At 68.8% G+C, this 18,053-nt stretch carries 18 protein-coding genes; 11 read left to right on the top strand and 7 right to left on the bottom strand.

Annotation, left to right across the window (positions count from 1 at the left end; all coding sequences use genetic code 11):
* Window positions 1–34: 34 nt before the first annotated feature.
* Window positions 35–652 (bottom strand): TetR/AcrR family transcriptional regulator, encoded by a 618-nt coding sequence (locus tag AB5I39_RS09475; RefSeq protein WP_404365729.1) that lies wholly within the window; start codon window positions 650–652, stop codon window positions 35–37.
* Between the two features lie 85 nt (window positions 653–737).
* Here AB5I39_RS09475 and AB5I39_RS09470 point away from each other — a divergent pair, with 85 nt between their 5' ends.
* The 7 genes from AB5I39_RS09470 (at window position 738) to AB5I39_RS09440 (ending at window position 7,010) form a co-directional block, all read left to right on the top strand.
* A complete protein-coding gene (locus AB5I39_RS09470) occupies window positions 738–2,204 on the top strand; it encodes an efflux transporter outer membrane subunit (RefSeq protein WP_404365726.1) in 1,467 nt (488 codons plus the stop codon).
* Window positions 2,197–2,655: a PaaI family thioesterase gene (locus AB5I39_RS09465; protein ID WP_404365723.1), complete on the top strand. Its 459-nt coding sequence runs from the start codon at window positions 2,197–2,199 to the stop codon at window positions 2,653–2,655. The genes AB5I39_RS09470 and AB5I39_RS09465 overlap by 8 nt, the downstream gene beginning before the upstream one ends.
* Before the next feature lie 11 nt (window positions 2,656–2,666).
* Window positions 2,667–3,476, top strand: coding sequence for an oxidoreductase (locus AB5I39_RS09460; RefSeq protein ID WP_404365720.1), 810 nt, complete (start codon window positions 2,667–2,669; stop codon window positions 3,474–3,476).
* A 184-nt stretch (window positions 3,477–3,660) separates the two neighbouring features.
* Window positions 3,661–3,819, top strand: coding sequence for a hypothetical protein (locus AB5I39_RS09455; protein ID WP_404365718.1), 159 nt, complete (start codon window positions 3,661–3,663; stop codon window positions 3,817–3,819).
* Window positions 3,820–3,892: 73 nt separating this feature from the next.
* Complete coding sequence (locus AB5I39_RS09450) at window positions 3,893–5,053, top strand: thiolase family protein (protein WP_404365715.1); 1,161 nt, start codon at window positions 3,893–3,895, stop codon at window positions 5,051–5,053.
* 32 nt (window positions 5,054–5,085) lie between these two features.
* On the top strand, window positions 5,086–6,483 hold the full coding sequence (lpdA, locus tag AB5I39_RS09445) for a dihydrolipoyl dehydrogenase (protein WP_404365713.1): 1,398 nt from the start codon (window positions 5,086–5,088) through the stop codon (window positions 6,481–6,483).
* Between the two features lie 119 nt (window positions 6,484–6,602).
* Window positions 6,603–7,010, top strand: a complete 408-nt coding sequence (locus AB5I39_RS09440; protein ID WP_404365710.1) for a YybH family protein — start codon at window positions 6,603–6,605, stop codon at window positions 7,008–7,010.
* A 54-nt stretch (window positions 7,011–7,064) separates the two neighbouring features.
* Here the strand turns inward: AB5I39_RS09440 and AB5I39_RS09435 are convergent, their stop codons facing one another.
* From AB5I39_RS09435 to AB5I39_RS09410, 6 genes are read right to left on the bottom strand one after another with little or no spacing between them, the layout of a single operon-like run.
* Entirely contained in the window at window positions 7,065–10,295 is a 3,231-nt protein-coding gene (locus tag AB5I39_RS09435) for an efflux RND transporter permease subunit (RefSeq protein WP_404365707.1), read from the bottom strand.
* 3 nt (window positions 10,296–10,298) lie between these two features.
* Window positions 10,299–11,450, bottom strand: a complete 1,152-nt coding sequence (locus AB5I39_RS09430; protein ID WP_404365704.1) for an efflux RND transporter periplasmic adaptor subunit — start codon at window positions 11,448–11,450, stop codon at window positions 10,299–10,301.
* Window positions 11,447–12,712 carry a TolC family protein gene (locus AB5I39_RS09425; protein WP_404365701.1) on the bottom strand — a complete coding sequence of 422 codons (1,266 nt, stop codon included), beginning with the start codon at window positions 12,710–12,712 and terminating at the stop codon, window positions 11,447–11,449. The genes AB5I39_RS09430 and AB5I39_RS09425 overlap by 4 nt, the downstream gene beginning before the upstream one ends.
* Window positions 12,713–12,767: 55 nt before the next feature.
* Window positions 12,768–13,094, bottom strand: a complete 327-nt coding sequence (locus AB5I39_RS09420; RefSeq protein WP_404365698.1) for a hypothetical protein — start codon at window positions 13,092–13,094, stop codon at window positions 12,768–12,770.
* A 56-nt stretch (window positions 13,095–13,150) separates the two neighbouring features.
* A complete protein-coding gene (locus AB5I39_RS09415; protein WP_404365695.1) occupies window positions 13,151–13,516 on the bottom strand; it encodes a DUF3703 domain-containing protein in 366 nt (121 codons plus the stop codon).
* On the bottom strand, window positions 13,516–14,163 hold the full coding sequence (locus AB5I39_RS09410; protein WP_404365692.1) for a cation transporter: 648 nt from the start codon (window positions 14,161–14,163) through the stop codon (window positions 13,516–13,518). Before AB5I39_RS09410 ends, AB5I39_RS09415 begins: the two co-directional genes overlap by 1 nt.
* A gap of 78 nt (window positions 14,164–14,241) precedes the next feature.
* Between AB5I39_RS09410 and AB5I39_RS09405 the strand changes: the two genes are divergently transcribed.
* From AB5I39_RS09405 to AB5I39_RS09390, 4 genes are all read left to right on the top strand, one after another.
* Window positions 14,242–14,652, top strand: a complete 411-nt coding sequence (locus AB5I39_RS09405; protein ID WP_404374096.1) for a helix-turn-helix domain-containing protein — start codon at window positions 14,242–14,244, stop codon at window positions 14,650–14,652.
* 75 nt (window positions 14,653–14,727) lie between these two features.
* Window positions 14,728–15,723 carry an ABC-three component system protein gene (locus AB5I39_RS09400; protein WP_404365689.1) on the top strand — a complete coding sequence of 332 codons (996 nt, stop codon included), beginning with the start codon at window positions 14,728–14,730 and terminating at the stop codon, window positions 15,721–15,723.
* The gene (locus AB5I39_RS09395) at window positions 15,711–16,217 is read left to right on the top strand and encodes an ABC-three component system middle component 2 (RefSeq protein ID WP_404365686.1); all 507 of its coding nucleotides are present in this window, start codon (window positions 15,711–15,713) and stop codon (window positions 16,215–16,217) included. The genes AB5I39_RS09400 and AB5I39_RS09395 overlap by 13 nt, the downstream gene beginning before the upstream one ends.
* Window positions 16,217–18,052, top strand: a complete 1,836-nt coding sequence (locus AB5I39_RS09390; RefSeq protein ID WP_404365683.1) for a hypothetical protein — start codon at window positions 16,217–16,219, stop codon at window positions 18,050–18,052. Before AB5I39_RS09395 ends, AB5I39_RS09390 begins: the two co-directional genes overlap by 1 nt.
* The last annotated feature ends 1 nt before the right edge of the window (window position 18,053 follow it).

Below are 18,053 nucleotides of genomic sequence, written 5' to 3'. Positions count from 1 at the left end.
GGTGACCGATATGTCAATAGGTCACAATGCAGAGTTACGGAGCGAGGCTTCGCAGGATAAGGCTCGCCACCTCCTGCTGCGCATCCGGAAGCAGGTCGAGGTTGCGCTCGAGGTGCAGCGGATCGACGAACGGCATCATCGCGTAATAGATCGCGCGGCAGGTCTCATCGATCGGCGTCTTGCGCTCGAACTCCCCGCTGTCGCGCCCGCTCCGGACGATCTCCAGGATCATCGCCTTCAACGTCTCGCGATAGCTCCGGGCCGAGTTCCACTGCTCGGCGGCCGAATGGGCCGCGATGTCGTAGATCTTGCGATCGTCGAAGAAGAGGTCGACGCTCTGCGTCGTTAAACTCTTGAACATACGCCGGAAACGATCGGTCGCACTTCCGCCCTCATCGATCGCCGCGCGGGTCGCGGCGACGATCCGATCCAGGCGCGAGCTACAGATCGCCTCGCCGATGGCCTGCTTGGATTCGAAGAACCGGTAGATGTAGGCCTTCGAGAAGCCGATCTCCCGGGCCAGATCGGCGACGGTGGTCTTGCCGTAGCCATAACGAGCGAAGCACTCATTCGCGGCCTCCACGATCTGGTCGCGAACGGTGTGCTCGGCCGGTCCTCGCGTGGACGTGGGCTGGGAAGCAGTGGCTGTCATGTCCGCCATATAGTCGCAAGTCCGGCACTTGACAAACAGTGACCAGAACAACCATTAGTCACACCTCATCGCTTGAGGTTTGTCCATGCGGCGCATCTTTCTCCTCGCCACCGTCCCGCTCGCTCTCGCAGCCGGCGGCTGCGCAACCGGTCCCCGCTACGTCGAGCCCGCCTCGTCGGCGCCGGCGGTCTTTCCGACGGCCGGCGCCGTCGACATGCGGATGGCCGGCATGCCGGCGGCGGACCTCGTCGACTGGTGGCGTGCCTTCAACGACCCGACGCTGACCTCGCTCGTGGAACGCGCGCTGGCGCAGAACCTCGACCTTCAGCAGGCCGCCGCGCGCGTCACGCAGGCAAGGGCCGCGCTCAAGGGTGCCAACGCGGCCTTGCTCCCTTCGGCTCAAGTGACCGGCCAGGCAGGTGAGGTCTATCAGTCGCTCGAAACCCCGGTTGGCCGGATCGGCAGCGCGTTTCCACAATTCGAGCGCTCGACCGAACTCTACCAGCTCGACCTCGGCGCCAGCTGGGAACTCGACGTATTCGGTGGCAGGGACGCCGCGCGTGATGCGGCCCGCGCAGACTGGCAGTCGTCGGCAGCCAGCGCCGTTGCCGCACGGCTCGCGGTCATCGCGCAGACCGCAGACACCTACGTCACGATCCGCGGACTGCAGGCGCGACTCGCCATCGCTCGGGCTCAGGCCGATACGCAGGCCCGGCTGACCGACATCGTCGCGCTGCAGTTCAGGAAGGGCGTCGCCGCCGAACTCCAGCTGCGACAGAGCGAGGGTGCGCTGGCGCAGGTCCGCGCGTCGGTGCCAGCGCTGCATAACGAGCTCGACAAGGCGATGAACGCCCTCGATGTCCTGCTCGGCGACCAGCCGGGCTCATCGCACATCACTCTCGCGGACGCCGCGCCGATTCCCGCGGCGCCGGCGATCTCAACCGCGGGCGGGCCGGCGGCCCTCCTCCGACGCCGGCCCGACATCATCGCCGCCGAGCGCACGCTGGCGGCGTCGAATGCGCGGATCGGTGTCGCGATCTCGGAATATTATCCCAAGTTCTCGTTGAGCGGCCTGCTCGGCACCGCGACCACCGCGGCCGGCGGATTGTTCGGCGGCAACTCGATCCAGGCGAGCGGCTTTCTCGGCCTGCGCTGGCGGCTCTTCGACTTCGGACGGATCGACGCGGAGGTGAAGGCGGCGAAGGGACGGAACGCGGAAGCGCTCGCCGCCTACCGCCAGACCGTGCTGCGCGCCGCACAGGACGTCGAAGACGCCTTTTCGACGCTCGTCCAGCAGGAAGCACGCGCAGCCGCGCTGGCCAGGGGAGAGGCGTCGCTGTCGCGCGCCCAGGCCGCGTCGCTCGCCGCCTACAAGGGCGGCGTCGTCAGCCTGGTCGAGGTGCTCGACGCCGACCGCCGACTGCTCGAGACGCGCGACGGCGAGGTGCAGGCCCGCGCCGCCGCCAGCCGGGGCGCGATCGCATCGTTCCGCGCCCTCGGCGGCGGCTGGTCCCCGGCGACAGCGGTGTCGAAGGAGAAGGTCGGTGGATGAGGCGGACGGGCCAAACGGCCTCGACCAAGTCCGCGCCCTGCTAGCAGGCGGGCAGCAGCCGCCCTACGGCCGCAAGATGGGCGTGTCGCTGGTCGAGGCCGGACCTGGGCATGCCGTCTTCGAGGGCACGCCGGACGACAGCTGTCTGAACCCGATGGGCACGGTCCATGGCGGCTACGCCGCCGCGATGCTCGACAGCGCCTGCGGCATCGCGACGCACACCGGATTGAAGGCCGGCCAGGCCTACACCACGCTGGAGTTGAAGACGTCGTTCCTCCGTCCGCTGACGCCGCACAGCGGCACGGTCCGCGCGGTCGGGCGACTGATATCGATCACCCGCCGCGCCGCCTTCGCGGAGGCATCGCTCCACGACGGCGCCGGCCGACTGTGCGCGACGGCGACGTCGACCCTGCTGGTCTTCGACGCCCATCAAACGACCAAGACACAATAGGAGAAATCACCATGACCGCCGCCTCCAACCGACCGGTCGCCCTCGTCACCGGCGCCTCGTCGGGCATCGGACTCGCCGCCGCGACGCGACTCGCGAAGAATGGCTTCGCGGTGTTCGGCACCAGCAGGGGCGACGGCGCGACGGCGCCGCGGGGCGTCACGATGGTTCGCTGCGACGTCACGGACGACGCGTCGGTCGCGGAGGCGGTGGAGACCGTCATCGCGCGGACCGGTCGCATCGACGTGCTCGTCAACAATGCCGGGCTGGGTCTCGCCGGCCCGGCCGAGGCGACGTCGATCGACCAGGCCCGGGCACTCTTCGAGGTCAACGTGTTCGGCCTGATCCGCATGACCCAAGCCGTGCTTCCAGCCATGCGCGCGCAGCGGGGCGGACGCGTCGTCAACGTCAGCTCGGTCTTCGGCCTGATGCCGGCACCGTATATGGCCGTCTACGCCGCGACGAAGCACGCCGTCGAAGGCTACACCGAGTCGCTCGATCACGAGGTCCGCGGCTTCGGCATCCGCGCCATCGCGATCGAACCCGCGAACACGCGGACCGCATTCGACGCCAACCTTGTCCGCGCGCACGGCAACGTGCCAGGCTATGAAGGGGTCGACGCACGGGTCGACGCCATGCTGCGAGGCATGATGGAGACGGGCGACGACGCGGATGTCGTCGCCGGGGTGATCCTTGAGGCTGCACGGGCCGCGAAACCGCGGCTGCGCTACGCGGCCGGGCGGGGCCGCCTGCTGAGCCGGCTGCGCCGCTTCGTGCCGGCCGCGGCGTTCGACGCGAGTCTGCGCAAGCAGCTTGGTGTGTGAGACGGTCATGGCGTTCCTTGCGAACCAGTCCGAAAGACCGGCGTCGCGCCCCGGACCCGGATGGCGACTGCGGGTACGCAACGCGACGCGAGGCGCGCGGCGACATCCGCGCGTTCCGCCACCGCGCTCTCGACCTAGGGCTGAGCCGGAACGACCGAAGCCGCATCCACCCGCCCGGACAGCCATGAGGCTGGCGGCACTGATCGCGGCGGGCACCATAGCCGGCCTGCTTTTCGAATGGCTGACGGCGACGACCGGTGAAGCCATGATATCGCTCATCCTATTGCTGCTCGTGCCGCTTCATCTGCTGCCTCTCGCGCTTCCCAAGCGGGTGATCCGTTGAAAGCCTTACAGCTGAGTCGGCCTCCGCCGGCGCACACCCGGCCGACGAACCTGGGCCGAAAGAAGGAGCCGTCATGATCGATGCCGTGATCGCCGGATATGTCCGGACCCCGTTCCACTTCGCGCGAAAGGGTCCGCTGCAGGCCGTCCGCCCCGACGATCTTGCGGCCCTGACGCTCAAAGCGCTGATCGACCGCACCGGCATCGATCCCGGGTCGATCGAGGATGTGCTGATGGGGTGCGCGTATCCGGAGGCGGCGCAGGGCAACAACATCGCGCGCATCGCCGGGTTGCTCGCCGGACTTCCGAAGGAGGTGGGCGGCGCGACGATCAACCGCTTCTGCGGATCGTCGATGTATGCGGTCCATGTCGCTGCCGGACAGATCGCGATCGGTGCGGGCGATGCCTTCGTCGCCGCCGGTGTCGAGAGCATGACGATGGTGCCGCAAGGCGGCTTCAACTTCTCGCCCAATCCGCGCTTCGCGGGTCCCGACCTGCCCGACGCCGAATTCACGACCGAAGCCTACATGCCGATGGGTCGAACGGCCGAGAACGTGGCAGGCCGCTACGGCGTGTCGCGCGAGGACCAGGACCGGTTCGCGGTCGAATCGCAGCGCAAGGCCGCGGAGGCGCGCGATGCCGGCCGGCTGGCGGACGAGATCGTTGCCGTCACGTTGGCCGATGGGAGCAGGGTGGATGTCGACGGATGCCTGCGGCCGAACACGACGATCGAGGGACTGGCAGCCCTCGAGCCCGCCTTCATCGCGGACGGCACCGTCACCGCCGGCACGTCGTCCCCGCTGACCGACGGCGCCGTCGCGACGCTCGTCACGTCGCAAGCGTTCGCCGAGCGCAACGGGCTGGAGGTGCTGGCGCGTGTCCGCGCGACCGCGATCGCGGGCGTCGAGCCCGAATATATGGGGATCGGGCCGGTGCCCGCGGTGCGCAAGGCGCTGATGCGCGCCGGGCTGACCGTCGCCGACATCGACGTCGTCGAACTGAACGAGGCGTTCGCCAGCCAGGCGATCGCCTGCATCCGGGAGCTCGGCTTCGATCCGGGAAAGGTGAACGTCGACGGCGGCGGAATCGCGATCGGCCACCCGCTGGGGGCGACCGGCGCGCGGATCACCGCCAAGGCCGCCCAGATCCTTCGCAGGCAGGGTGGCCGCTTCGCCGTATCGTCACAGTGCATCGGCGGCGGCCAAGGCATCGCCACTGTGCTCGAGGCGGTCTGACGCTCATGACGGCTGAGGTGGGAATGACGCCTATGTCCATAAGCTACGATCTGATCGTCCTGGGCTCCGGTCCGGGTGGCTACGTCGCCGCGATCCGCGCGGCGCAGCTGGGCCTCACCGTCGCGATCGTCGAGCGCGAGGCGCTGGGCGGCATTTGCCTGAACTGGGGTTGCATCCCGGCCAAGGCGCTGCTGCGCTCCGCCGAGATCCTGCACTACATGCGTAATGCCGACGCCTTCGGTCTCGCCGCGTCGGGCGTCTCGGCCGATCTCGACGCGGTCGTCTCGCGCTCGCGCCGCGTCGCCGACCAGCTCAGCCGCGGCGTCGCGTTCCTGATGAAGAAGCACAAGGTCGCTGTGCACATGGGGACCGGTCGTCTGCTCGGGGCCGGTCGGATGGCGGTCACCGCCGGCGATGGCGTGGAGACGGAACTCGTCGCCCGCGACATCATCGTCGCGACTGGGGCGCGGGCGCGCGAGTTGCCCTTCGCGCGCTTCGATGGCCAGCGGATCTGGTCCTACCGCGAGGCGATGACGCCGCCCGAGAAGCCGTCGCGGCTGCTAATCATCGGCTCGGGAGCGATCGGAGTGGAGTTCGCCAGCTTCTATGCGGACCTGGGCGTCGAGGTCGTGATTGTCGAGATGGCGGATCGGATCGTGCCGGTGGAGGACACCGACATCTCCGCGCATCTCGCCAAGGTGTTCGAGAAGCGGGGCATCTCCGTTCATACCAAGAGTTCCGTCGAGACTTTGATCACCGATGCGAATTCCGTTCGCGCGACGCTCAGGGACGGCGATGGCTCGACAACGGAGGAGGTTTTCAGCCACGCAATCTTGGCCGCCGGGGTCCTCCCGAACATCGAAGGCATCGGTCTGGAGACGTTGGGGGTTGCGATGGAGCGCGACCATATCGTGACGGACGGCCAATGTCGCACCAGCGTGGACGGCGTCTGGGCGATCGGCGACGTCACTGCGCCGCCGTGGCTAGCCCACAAGGCGATGCACGAGGCCGTCATCGCCGCCGAGGCGATCGCGGGGGAGCGCCCGCTTCCGATAGTCGTCGAAAACATCCCGGCGTGCACCTTCTGCAGACCGCAGGTCGCCAGCGTCGGGCTCACGGAAACGGCGGCCCGAGCGGCCGGTCACGACGTTCGCGTTGGCAGATTCCCCCTCATCGGCAACGGCAAGGCGATCGCGTTGGGCGAGCCGGAAGGGTTCGTAAAGACGATCTTCGACGGTGCTACTGGCCAACTGTTGGGAGCGCACATGATCGGAGCCGAGGTGACGGAGCTGATCAGCGGCTACTCGATTGGAAAGACCGGTGCTCTGGTGGCTGAAGACCTGATCGATACGGTGTTCCCACACCCGACAATCAGTGAAGCGATGCATGAAGCCGTGTTGGCGGCGTACGATCGAACTCTACACCTGTGAAAGTCTTTGCGCACATGTCGGCTCTGGTCGGCCTCGCCGACCGCAGGCGATCCCCACGACCGGCACAACGACCACGCGGGAAGCCTTAACCGCCCGACGACAACATGAAGGAACGACGCATGACTGAGAAGGTAGACAACGAACTGAACGCAATCGAGGCCACCGCGATATCCTATCTGACCGCGTTCAATCGTGCCGACGTGGCCGGAGTGCTTTCCACCTATGCCGACGACGGGGTCCTCATGGGGCCGGGACGACCGGCGTCAATCGGCAAGGATGCGCTTGCCGCAGCCTATCCCGCCGTGTTCGAGGCAATCGAGTTCGCGATGGCCTACGACATCAAGGAAGTCGCGCAGATAAGTCCCGACTGGGGCTTCGTGCGGAGCGCGACGGTTGGCAAAGAAACGAACAGGGCGACCGGTATCACAGCGGAATCGGCGTATCAGGAACTCTTCCTTATGCGCCGGACGGCCGGCATGTGGCGTATCGCCCGCTACTGCACCACGAAGATCAGTCCTGCCGCCTAAGCGGCGGAAGAGCCCACGCAAGCAACTGTGTCATGTGAAGCATGGCACAGTTTCTCATGCGCCATGCGTCTGCACTCGTTCGATGCCGGTGGTACCGTCCGCCGCGCTCGCCTCGACCCGCCGCTGGCCGAAGCGGGCGTAAAGGGTCGGCAGCACGAACAGCGTCAGCAGGGTGGCCGAGATCAGCCCGCCGATGACGACCGTCGCCAGCGGCTTCTGCACCTCGGCCCCCGCGCCATGGCCGAGCGCCATCGGCACGAAGCCGAGCGACGCGACTAGCGCCGTCATCGCGACGGGCCGCAGGCGTGCCAGCGCGCCCTCGCGTGCGGCCGCCGCGCGGTCGAGGCCCCGCGCCAGCAGGTCCTGGATCGCGGACAGCATCACCAGTCCGTTGAGCACCGCGACCCCGGACAGCGCGATGAACCCGACCGCCGCCGAGATCGAGAACGGCATGCCACGCAGAAGAAGTGCGAGAATGCCCCCGACAAGGGCGAGCGGCACGCCTGTGAAGACGATCAGCGCGTCGCGGACCGAGCCGAGCGCCCCGTAGAGCAGCAGCATGATGACCGCGAAGCAGATCGGCACCACGACCATCAGCCGGTCGCGCGCCGACGCCAGGTTCTCGAACTGGCCGCCCCATTCGAGGTAGGTCCCGGGCGGCATCTTCACCCGGGCGCCGATCGCCGCCTGCGCGTCCGCCACGACGCCTGCGACGTCCCGGCCGCGCACGTTCGCCTGCACGACGACCCGCCGCTTTCCGTTCTCGCGGCTGATCTGGTTCGGGCCGTCCACGATCTCGATGTTGGCCACGGTGGAGAGCGGCACGAACCCGCCCTCGGCCGTGGGCACGGGCACCTGCGCGATGGCGGTGAGATCGGAGCGTGCCGACTCTGGCAGGCGGATCACGACCGGGAACCGCCGGTCCCCCTCGAAGATCATGCCGGCCTCGCGACCGCCGATCGCGGCGGCGACCGTGTCCTGCACGTCGCCCGCGGTCACCCCGACCCGCGACATCGCGGTGCGGTTCGGCCGGATGTCGAGCATCGGCAGGCCCTCGGTCTGCTCGACGCGCACGTCCGTCGCGCCCTGCGTCCGGCGCAGCACGCCGGCGATCGCCTCGGCGGTCGCGTTCATCTGCGCGAAGTCGTCGCCGAACACCTTGACCGCGACGTCGCCGCGCACGCCCGCGATGAGCTCGTTGAAGCGCATCTGGATGGGCTGGGTGATCTCGTAGTTGTTGCCCGGTAGGGTCGAGAGGCGCTTCTCGAGCCGCTCGACGAACTCGGCCTTGCCGAGGTTCGGGTCGGGCCACTGCTCCCTCGGCTTCAGGATCACGAAGGTGTCGGTGATGTTCGCCGGCATCGGGTCCGAGGCGATCTCGGACGTGCCGGTCCGCGAGAACGCGAACTGGACCTCCGGCTCCTTGGCGATCGCCTTCTCGACCTGCGCCTGCATCGCCTGGCTCTGGTCGACTGACGTGCCGGGGATGCGGATCGCCTGGACCAGCACGTTGCCCTCGTCGAGCTGCGGCAGGAACTCCTGTCCGAGCGTCGTGAAGGCGACGGCCGACAGTGCGAGCGCACCGACCGCGATGCCGAGCGTGGCGTTCGGGCGGCGCAGCGCGGTGTCGAGCCCCGGCTCGTAGCGTCGGCGGAGTGCGGATATGATCCGCCCCTCCTTCTCCTCCACCCGCTTGCTGAGCCAGATCGCTATCGCGGCCGGCACGAACGTCAGCGACAGGACGAACGCGAAGACCAGCGCGATGATCACCGTTAGCGCCATGGGTTCGAACATCTTGCCTTCGACGCCCGTGAAGGTGAGCAGCGGCGCGTAGACGAGGATGATGATCGCCTGCCCGTAGACCGACGGGCGGATCATCTCGCGGGCGGACGCCGCGACGATGGCGAGCCGCTCGTTCAGCGGCAGTGGCTCGTCGCGCCCGTGCTGCGCCTCGGCCAGTCGCCGCAGCGAGTTCTCGACGATGATCACGGCGCCATCGACGATCAGGCCGAAGTCGAGCGCCCCCAGGCTCATCAGGTTGGCGGACACGCCGGCCTGAAGCATGCCTATGCTGGTCAGCAGCATGGTGATGGGGATCACCATCGCGGCGATCAGGGCCGCGCGGAAGTTGCCGAGCAGCGCGAACAGCACGACGATGACGAGCAGCGCGCCCTCGGCGAGGTTGCGCGCCACGGTGGCGATGGTCGAATTGACCAGGTCGGTGCGGTTCAGCACCGGCTTGACCACGACGTCGACCGGCAGCGACGGCCCGATCTCCTCCAGGCGCTGCGACACGCCGGTGGAGACCGTGCGGCTGTTCTCGCCGATCCGCATGACCGCGGTGCCCACGACGACCTCGCGCCCGTTCTCGGACGCCGAGCCCATCCGCAGGCCCTGTCCGGTCCTGACCTCCGCCAACTGGCTCAGCACGATCGCCACGCCTTCGCGCGTGGCGATCACCGTCCGGGCGAGCTCGTCGGCCGTGCGCACGCGACCGTCGGCGCGCACCGACAGACCCTCGCCGTTGCGGTTGACGACGCCCGCGCCGGCGCTGGTGTTGTTGCGCTCGAGCGCCGTGGCGAGGTCCTGCAGCGTGATCTTCATCGCCGCCATGCGCTGGACGTCGGGGACGACCAGGTATTCCTTGGTGTAACCGCCCAGCGAGTCGATGCCGGCGAGGCCGGCGGTGCCCTTCAGCTGCGGCGCGACGATCCAGTCCTGCACGGTGCGCAGGTAGGTCGCCTTGTCCGCCTCGCTGACGAGATGGTCGCCTTCGGGGCTGATGTAGCTGCCGTCGGGCTGCAGCCCGGGCTCGCCGCTCTTGTGGTTGACCTTGTCGAGTTCGCGGTATTCGACCGTCCACATGAAGATGTCGCCGAGCCCGGTGGCGATCGGACCCATCTCGGGGTTCACGCCTTCCGGCAGGTCCTCCTCGGCGGTGCGCAGGCGTTCGGACACCTGCTGGCGCGCGAAGTAGATGTCGGTGCCCTCGTCGAAGACGGCGGTGATCTGGGCGAAGCCGTTGCGGCTGAGCGAGCGGGTATACTCGAGGCCGGGGATGCCGGCGAGCGCGGTCTCGACGGTGAAGGCGACCTGCTTCTCCACCTGGTCGGGCGAGAGCGCGGGTGCGACGACGTTGATCTGGACCTGGTTGTTGGTGATGTCGGGGACGGCGTCGATCGGCAGCCGCTGGAGGGCGAGCATGCCGGCGATGGCGGCGATGGCGGTGAGCAGCAGGACGAACCAGCGCCGCTCCACCGAGAAGGTGACGATGCGGGCGATCATGGGTCAGTCCTCGTGCTCGGCTTCGCCCTTTCCGAGCTCGGCCTTGAGGGTGAAGGAGTTGGTGGACGCGATGCGCTCGCCGCCGGTCAGGCCGCCCGTGACCACGACCTGCCCGCCGTTGCGGCGGCCGAGGATCACCGGCGCCGCCTTGAAGCCGGTCGCGGTGCGCACGAACACGTGCGGCTTGTCCTCGATCATCTGGACAGCGGCCGACGGCACCGCGACGGTGCGGTCGCCGCCTGCAGGCACTATGACGGACGCATTGACGGTCTCGCCAACGCGCCAAGTGCTGCCGCCGTTGTCGAGCGTCGCGATGACCGGCACCAGCCGGGTCGTCTCGTCGAGCACCGGCGACACGAACGTGACCCTTGCAGCCTGCCGGCGTCCGGGACCCGTGACCTCGACCTGGGCGCCGGGCTGCACGCGTCCGGCATCGGCCGGAAGCAGCGACATGGCGACCGAGACCTTCGAGAGGTTGGCGATGCGGAACAGCTCCGCGTCGGCGGCGACCGTCTGGCCGAGGGTGGCCGACCGGGCAATGACCTGCCCCGAGATGGGCGAGCGCACGGTGACGCGGTTGAGGGCCCCGCCGCCGCCGCCCGTCGCGGCGAGCTGCTGCTGCGCGAGGCGAAGCGCGATGTTGGCCTCGGTCGCGGCGGTGCGGGCGGCGATCAGGTCCTGCTCGGGCGAGACGCGCTCGGCGAACAGGCGCTGCTCGCGGCGGAGGTTGGACTGCGCCAACGCCGCGCGGGCGCGCGCCGCCTCGATCTCGCCCTTCAACGATGCGGCCTCGCGGCTTTCGATAACGGCGAGCACGTCGCCGCGCCCGACCGGCTGACCGAGATTGCGGGTCAGCGATACGAGCCGCCCGCTGATCGCGGCGGACGCGACCTGCACGCCCTGCGGATCGCCCTCGATGGTGGCGCTCACCTCGATGGCGCCGGCGACGCCGCCGACCGTCGGCCGGACGACCTCGATGCCGGCCTCGGTGATCTGCTGCTGGGTGAGCGTGACCACGCCTTCCTCGGCATGGCCTTCACCGGCCGCGTGCTCGCCGGCGGCGTTCTCCGCCGGCGCTTCGGCGCCGCCGCCACAGCCGACGAGCGTCAGGGCGAGGGTCGCGGGGACGAGCGCCCGCAGGATGGTCTTCTTCATGGCTGGACTTCCGTGTTGGCTGGCGCGCGGGCGTTGAGCCGCTCCAGGCGCGCCCCGGCGTCGTGATAGGCGGCGAGCGCGTCGATGGCGGCCGAGCGGGTCTGGGCGAGCGTGCGCTCCGCCTCGAGCAGGTCGAGCTGGCCGAACTTGCCCTCGCGGTAGCCGATGCGGGCGATGCGCGCGGCCTCCTGGGCCGCCGCGAGCGCCGGGCCGTTCGCCGCCCGCGCGTTCGCCTCCGCGTTGGCGAGGTCGGCCTCCGCCGCGACGATCGCCCGCTGCGCGTCCAGCAGCACGACCCGCCGCAGCGCCTCCGCCTGCTCCCGCTGGGCGCGCGCGGCGTCGATGCCGGCGCGACCGTTGTTGAACAGCGGGATCGGCAGGCTGACGCCGAACACCGCCGCCACGTCGTTGGTGGCTTCCAGTCGGCGGGCACCGGCGCTCACCGTCAGGTCCGGGACCCGCTGGCTTCGCGCCAGCCCCACCTGGGCGTTGGCAGTCGCGACCTCGGCCTCCGCTGCGGCTAGGGCGAGCGTCCCTTCCGGACTGGCCGGAAGCCTCGGGCCGACGGCGGCGGCGACCCTGTCGAACCAGCCGAGGTCGAGCGTGCCGGATTCGCGCCCGACGAGGCGGGCCAGGTTGGCGCGCGCGAGCGTCACCGCCCGCTCGGCCTGGGTGAGCGCCGTGTCCGCGTTGATGCGCGCGACGTCGGCGCGCTGCTCCTCGAGCGGCGAGGCCCGGCCCGCGCGGACGCGCACGTTCGCTGCCCTCAATCCCTCGGTGGCGATGCGCTGCTGGTCGCGCGCGATCAGCAGCCAGCGCTCGGACGCCACCGCCTCGTTGTAGGCCTGGATGACGCGGAGCCTGAGATCGGCACGGGCCGTCACCACCGCCAGTCGGGCGCGGGCGGTCTGCGTATCCGCCACGGCGATCCGCGCGGAACGCTTGCCGCCGAGCTCCAGCGGCAGCGACATGCCGACGGTGGTCTCGGCGCCCCGGATGCCGCTGTAGGCGCCCGTGCCGACGACGTTCTCGACCTCGACGTTGACCGAGGGGTTGGGCTGCTGCCCGGCGACGCGGCGCTGGGCCTCGGCAGCCCTGACCCCGGCGTCCGCCGCACCGATCCCCGGCGCATTGACGCCGGCGAGGTCGAGCGCCTGTTCAAGCGTGAGCCCGTCCTGCGCGGTCGACGGTGGACTGGTCTGCGCCTGCGCGGACGATGCGCAGACGGATGCGGCCAGCGCGGCCGCGATAATGCGATGCATGTGTTGCTCCTGACGTGGGATGACGGCCGCCGGGGATCCGGCGGCGCGGCGCACGTCAGGCGATCGGCGGTCTCAGCGTGGAGTCGGCCTGCGCCATGGCGAGTTCGGCGCTGTCGTCGGCCATGTGCTCGCCGGTGCTCGTCGGCGGGACGGCCTGGGTGATCCTGTCGAGCGGAGCGGCGACGTGATGGCCGTGGCAGCCACCGTGGTGATGGGGATAGCCCTTCTCGGAATCGGCGGGCACCTGGTCGGCATCGCCGTCGACGTGGCCGGCGACTGCCGACGCTTCGACGCCGGGGATGCACATCTGCTCGTTCGCGTGCGCGGCCACGCCCAGCCCCATGGAGGCTAGGAGCGCGAGGCCCATCAGGAAGCGCAGCATGCGTGACACGAGGGACCGCATAGCACCGTCTAACGAGCGTGTCAGCGACGGAGCGGTCACGGCCTAGTCTCCGCATCGATCACGGCGCGCAGGTCGGCCGGGATCGCCATGGGCTCGAAGGCGCTGACGTTGGAGCGGCCCGTGTTGCCGACCGGTATCCGACCCGTCAGCGAGCCGATCGGCGCCAGGGCCAGCCGCAGCATCTGGCCCGCGACTTCGCGCAGATCGCCCATTCGAACGGCGTAGCCGAGCATGGTCCAGTGGACCCGCAGGTGCAGCGGAAGATCGGGCTGCGAGATGATGTGGGCGCGCTCGAGCGCCCACCACGCGGCACCGGTGTCCCCGATGGCGGCCGATGCGCCGTGACGCTCCAGTTCCAGCCCGACGAGTTCGCGCAACCGCACGCTGTCATCGTCCGTCATCATGCTGCTCCGCTCTGCAGGACGTGGAGGCGACGGCCGCCGTTCAGTTCGGCGCGCGCCTGCCGGATGATCTGGACGCCGCCCGAGATGCCCAGGGCGGCCATGGTCCCGGCGACGATGAGGTCGGGCCAGGCCGAGCCGGTGCCGAACACGCCGGCGGCGGCGAGCACCACTGCGACGTTGCCGATGGCGTCGTTGCGCGAGCAGATCCATACCGAGCGCATGTTCGCGTCGCCGGTGCGGAAGCGGTAGAGCATCAGTGCGACGCCGGCATTCGCGACGAGCGCCGCGATCCCCACGATCCCCATGACCTCGGCAGCGGGCGTGCCGCCGTGCCAGACCGCCCAGGCCGTCGTAGCGAACACGTACATGCCGAGCAGCGCCAGCGTGCCGCCCTTCAGCAGCGCCGCTCGGGCCCGCCACGCCAGCGCCATGCCCGCGACGCCGAGGCTGATCGCGTAGTTGGCGGCGTCGCCCAAGAAGTCGAGCGCGTCCGCCTGCAGCGCCTTCGAGCCGCCGGCGACGCCCGCCGCCATCTCGGCGACGAACATGGTCGCGTTCACGGCGAGCGCGATCCACAGCGCGCGGCGCCACGACGGGCTGTTGTTGGGGTCGGGCTTCCCCGACGCACAGCTGCTGCAGGCCATTTCCACCTCGTGCGACTCGACGTGGATGGGTATATGGACCCTGTAGCAACTAGAGACTCAAGGGGTTTCGTGACCGACCTGACGATCGGACGACTGGCGGCCGCGACCGGCGTGAAGGTGGAGACGATCCGCTATTACGAGCGGGCGGGCCTGATCGCGCCGCCAGCCAGGACGGGCGGCAACTACCGATCCTATTCGACAGGCGATCTCGACAGGCTGCGCTTCATCCGGAAGACGCGCGACCTGGGCTTCACGCTCGAGGAGATCAGGGCGATGCTGGACCTCGCCCGTCAGCGCGATCGGTCGTGCGACACGATCGACGCGATCGCATCGAAGCACCTCGCCGACGTCGATCGCAAGATCGCCGACCTGCGCGGTCTGCGCCGCGAGCTCTCCGCCATCATCTCGAACTGCGCGGGCGGAACGGTGGGCGACTGCCGCATCCTGGAGGCGTTCGGCGACGAGAGACTTCGCGACAACGCGGGCTAGCTCATCGTCCGTCGGATCAGATGCACCGGCACGACATCCTTGCCGGGTGCGCGACGCCGCCGCTATGCCGTGTCGATGGGGTTTCACCGCGACATTCTGGCGCTCGACGACGAGGACTTGGAACGATTCGTTCGCGACTGGATCGCGCGGAAGACGTCGGACTATGTCGAGGTCCAGCGATTCTCCGGCGCGGGCGACCTGGGCCGCGACATCGTCGGCTTCCTGACCGATCGACGTCACGAGGGGCCATGGCACAACTATCAGTGCAAGCAGTATGGGCGGACCTTGGCGACGTCGTCAGCGCTGCTCGAGCTGGGCAAGATCCTGTATCACAGCGATAGCGGCGAGTTCACGCCGCCGACGGCCTACTTCTTCGTCGCCCCACGCGGGATGGGCCGGGATCTGGAGAAACTGGTCTTCAATCCATCCGAGTTGCGCACGGCGCTGATCGACCGCTGGAACGCGGTGTGCGCCAGGAAGATCGTGACCGGGCAGACCATCGCGCTGGAGGGGTCGCTGCTGGCGCTCGTCAACGCGTTCGACTTCGGCCAGGTCAAGCGGCTGACGGTCGACGACATCCTGGGCGACGAGACTGCGGCGCCCGTGCTGGCGAAGTGGTTCGGCGCAGATCCCGGGCCCGCGCCGCGTGGCATCGTGCCCTTGGACGTGGACGTCCGCGAACAGCTGTATCTCGGCCAGCTCATCGACGCGTATGGCGAGCGCGCCGGATCGCCGTTCGACGATCACGTCGCCGTGGGGGATCATCCCGAATTCGGCGAGCACCTGCAGGATCAGCGCAAGCGGTTCTTCGAAGCCGACGCCTTCAACCGGTTCTACAGGGACAACACGCTGGAGGAGGATCTCGAGGCCCTTCACGACGATGTCTATCACGGCGTCAGCGGCCATTATCGCGGCAATCATGGCGATACGCTCGGGCGGATCGACGCCGTGATGTCGCAGGCCGCCGCCGTGACGCCCGGCGGTCTGCTCGCGCGGCACGCGCGGGTCCCGGTGAAGCAGGGCTTCTGCCATCACTTCGCCAACGACGGGAAGTTCGTGTGGAAGAGGTGATCGATCGGTCCGAGGGGATCGGGCTTTTCAACAGCAAGCTCGAGACGGGCACCCGTGCGGTCATCGTGCTGGATGCGGCCTATCCGCGGACGCTCGACCTCGCCCGGCTGACCTGGTTCGACCACCTGGTCGTTCACACGGGAGACGCGGGCGGGCCGCCGAGCCTGCACCCCCCGTTGCCTGAGCGGACCGGGGAGCTGCTCGTCCGTCGAAGGCTTGTCGAGGACAGTCTCACGCTCATGCGGCGCGTCCACCTTGTCGACGCCGTCGCAGACGAACATGGCGTCTCGTTCCGCGCGAGCGACGAGGCGGCGCCGTTCGTCAGCCTGATGCGCACCGAATACGCCCAAGCCTTGAAGGCTTGCGCGAAGTGGCTCGTCGACCATTTCGCCGATCTGTCCGCCGAGGAGTTGGCGCGGCGGGTGGAGCATCGGCTGGACAGGTGGTCGGTCGAATTCAGCTCGGACGGCGCCCAACCTGGCGGTGGATCCTGATGACGATCGTGATCCGCAAGATCGCCTTCTCGGGTCCGGGCACCGTGTCCGAACTCGACTTCGCCGATGGGCTCAACCTCGTCTACGGCGCTTCGAACACGGGCAAGTCCTTCGCCACCAAGGCGATCGACTACATGCTGGGCGGCTCGCGGCTGCTGCCGGACATCAGCGAACGACGCCCGTATGAGCGGGTCTGGCTAGGCCTGTCGACACCAGACGGCGACGAGATGCTGTCGCGCGCACTGGCTGGCGGGAACTTCGCCGTCCGCCCAGGCCTGGCCGGTCCGCAGGATGGTGCGGACGATGTCCGCGTCCTCGGCGCCAAGCACGACCACACTGACGACGCGAACCTGTCGCAGTTTCTGTTGGGTCAGGTCGGTCTGCGCGGGAAGCGGATCGCGGTCGATGCGAATGGCAAGAAGCGGTCGCTCAGCTTCCGCGACATATCGCGCTTCTGCATCGTCGACGAGACGACGATCCAAAGCGAGGGTTCGCCCATACAGACCGGAAGCCCCCTGACCCAGACGGCGGAGCGCAGCGCCTTCAAGCTGCTGCTGACCGGGATCGACGACAGCGCGATCGTCGAGGTGGTGGACAGCCGCACGTTCAAGTCATCCACCTCGGCACAGATCGAGATGCTGGACGACATGCTCGCGGCCGTCGATGCGGAGATCGAGAACGGGTTCGCCGACGCTGACGAACTGAAGGATCAGAACGACCGTCTTGAGGCGTCCTTTGCCGCTGCCCAGGCCGATCTCGACGCGGCGCAGGGCTCGATCCGTGACTTGCTCGAACGCAAGCGGCGTCTGGGACTGGAGGTCTCTATGGCCACGGCCCGCCTCGACGACATCGACCTGAGCCTTGAGCGGTTCGCGCAGCTTGATTCGGTCTATGTGTCCGACATCCAGCGCCTCGAGGCGCTGGACGAGGCGGGATTCCTACTGACGCTTGGCGGCGGGCGGGACTGTCCCCTGTGCGGGGCTGCGCCCGACAGCCAGCATCATCATGAGGAGGTCGGCGACGTCGAGCGAGTGCGCGCCGCGGCAGCTGCCGAAGCCGCGAAGATCGTCAGGCAGCGCGCCGATCTGGCAAGCACCATGGCTCAACTGATCTCGGATCGACGAAGGCTGGTTGACCATCTGCCTACCGTTCAGGGAAGCCTCCACGAAACTGAGGCGCAGCTGGAGCGTCTGACGCCGGGCGCCACCGAGGCGCGCCGCGCCATCTCCGAGATCATGGAGGTCCGGGATCAAGTCAGGCGCGGCCTAGCACTGATCGATCAGCGGACGTCGCTTCTGGAACGTCGCGCCGAGATCGCGGCACGCAGGCCCGCTGCCAAGGCGGATCGTCCGCGGATCGGCGTCGATGGTCCCACGGCGCACGAGTTCGCCCAGGTGGTGAGCCAGGTCCTCACCGCGTGGAACTTCCCAGGCGAGCACCATGTGTCGTTCGATGAGCCCAGCTACGATCTGCGTATCGACGGGAAGCTGCGGGGTCATAACGGCAAGGGCGTCCGTGCCATCACGCATGCCGCGTTCAAGGTCGCGTTGCTGATATTCTGCAAGGACCGCGGACTGCCGCATCCCGGCTTCCTTGTGCTCGATACGCCCCTGCTCACCTACCGCGATCCGATCGGCGACGACGCGTTGACGGAGGACGAGCGTGCGCTGGTCGCCTCGTCGCTGAAGCAGCACTTCTTTAGCCATCTCGCGTCGTTGAAGGACGTGGGTCAGTTCATCGTCGTCGAGAACGTGGATCCGCCGGCTGGCCTTGAAGCGGACGCTAACGTCATCGTGTTCCGAGGTGGGTCGAGCGGACGCGCGGGCCTGCTCTAGC

Source organism: Sphingomonas sp. MMS24-J45, from assembly GCF_044881195.1.
Classification (GTDB): Bacteria; Pseudomonadota; Alphaproteobacteria; order Sphingomonadales; family Sphingomonadaceae; genus Sphingomonas.
This window is presented reverse-complemented; position numbering and strand designations above follow the sequence as displayed.

Bases quoted from the DNA above. Each gene is read 5' to 3' on its own strand.
- AB5I39_RS09440 (WP_404365710.1), top strand. From the start codon at position 6,603: ATGACTGAGAAGGTAGACAACGAACTGAACGCAATCGAGGCCACCGCG.
- AB5I39_RS09460 (WP_404365720.1), top strand. From the start codon at position 2,667: ATGACCGCCGCCTCCAACCGACCGGTCGCCCTCGTCACCGGCGCCTCG.
- lpdA (WP_404365713.1), top strand. From the start codon at position 5,086: ATGTCCATAAGCTACGATCTGATCGTCCTGGGCTCCGGTCCGGGTGGC.
- AB5I39_RS09390 (WP_404365683.1), top strand. From the start codon at position 16,217: ATGACGATCGTGATCCGCAAGATCGCCTTCTCGGGTCCGGGCACCGTG.
- AB5I39_RS09455 (WP_404365718.1), top strand. From the start codon at position 3,661: ATGAGGCTGGCGGCACTGATCGCGGCGGGCACCATAGCCGGCCTGCTT.
- AB5I39_RS09425 (WP_404365701.1), bottom strand. From the start codon at position 12,712: ATGCATCGCATTATCGCGGCCGCGCTGGCCGCATCCGTCTGCGCATCG.
- AB5I39_RS09475 (WP_404365729.1), bottom strand. From the start codon at position 652: ATGACAGCCACTGCTTCCCAGCCCACGTCCACGCGAGGACCGGCCGAG.
- AB5I39_RS09430 (WP_404365704.1), bottom strand. From the start codon at position 11,450: ATGAAGAAGACCATCCTGCGGGCGCTCGTCCCCGCGACCCTCGCCCTG.
- AB5I39_RS09400 (WP_404365689.1), top strand. From the start codon at position 14,728: ATGGGGTTTCACCGCGACATTCTGGCGCTCGACGACGAGGACTTGGAA.
- AB5I39_RS09410 (WP_404365692.1), bottom strand. From the start codon at position 14,163: ATGGCCTGCAGCAGCTGTGCGTCGGGGAAGCCCGACCCCAACAACAGC.
- AB5I39_RS09415 (WP_404365695.1), bottom strand. From the start codon at position 13,516: ATGACGGACGATGACAGCGTGCGGTTGCGCGAACTCGTCGGGCTGGAA.
- AB5I39_RS09470 (WP_404365726.1), top strand. From the start codon at position 738: ATGCGGCGCATCTTTCTCCTCGCCACCGTCCCGCTCGCTCTCGCAGCC.
- AB5I39_RS09450 (WP_404365715.1), top strand. From the start codon at position 3,893: ATGATCGATGCCGTGATCGCCGGATATGTCCGGACCCCGTTCCACTTC.
- AB5I39_RS09435 (WP_404365707.1), bottom strand. From the start codon at position 10,295: ATGATCGCCCGCATCGTCACCTTCTCGGTGGAGCGGCGCTGGTTCGTC.
- AB5I39_RS09420 (WP_404365698.1), bottom strand. From the start codon at position 13,094: ATGCTGCGCTTCCTGATGGGCCTCGCGCTCCTAGCCTCCATGGGGCTG.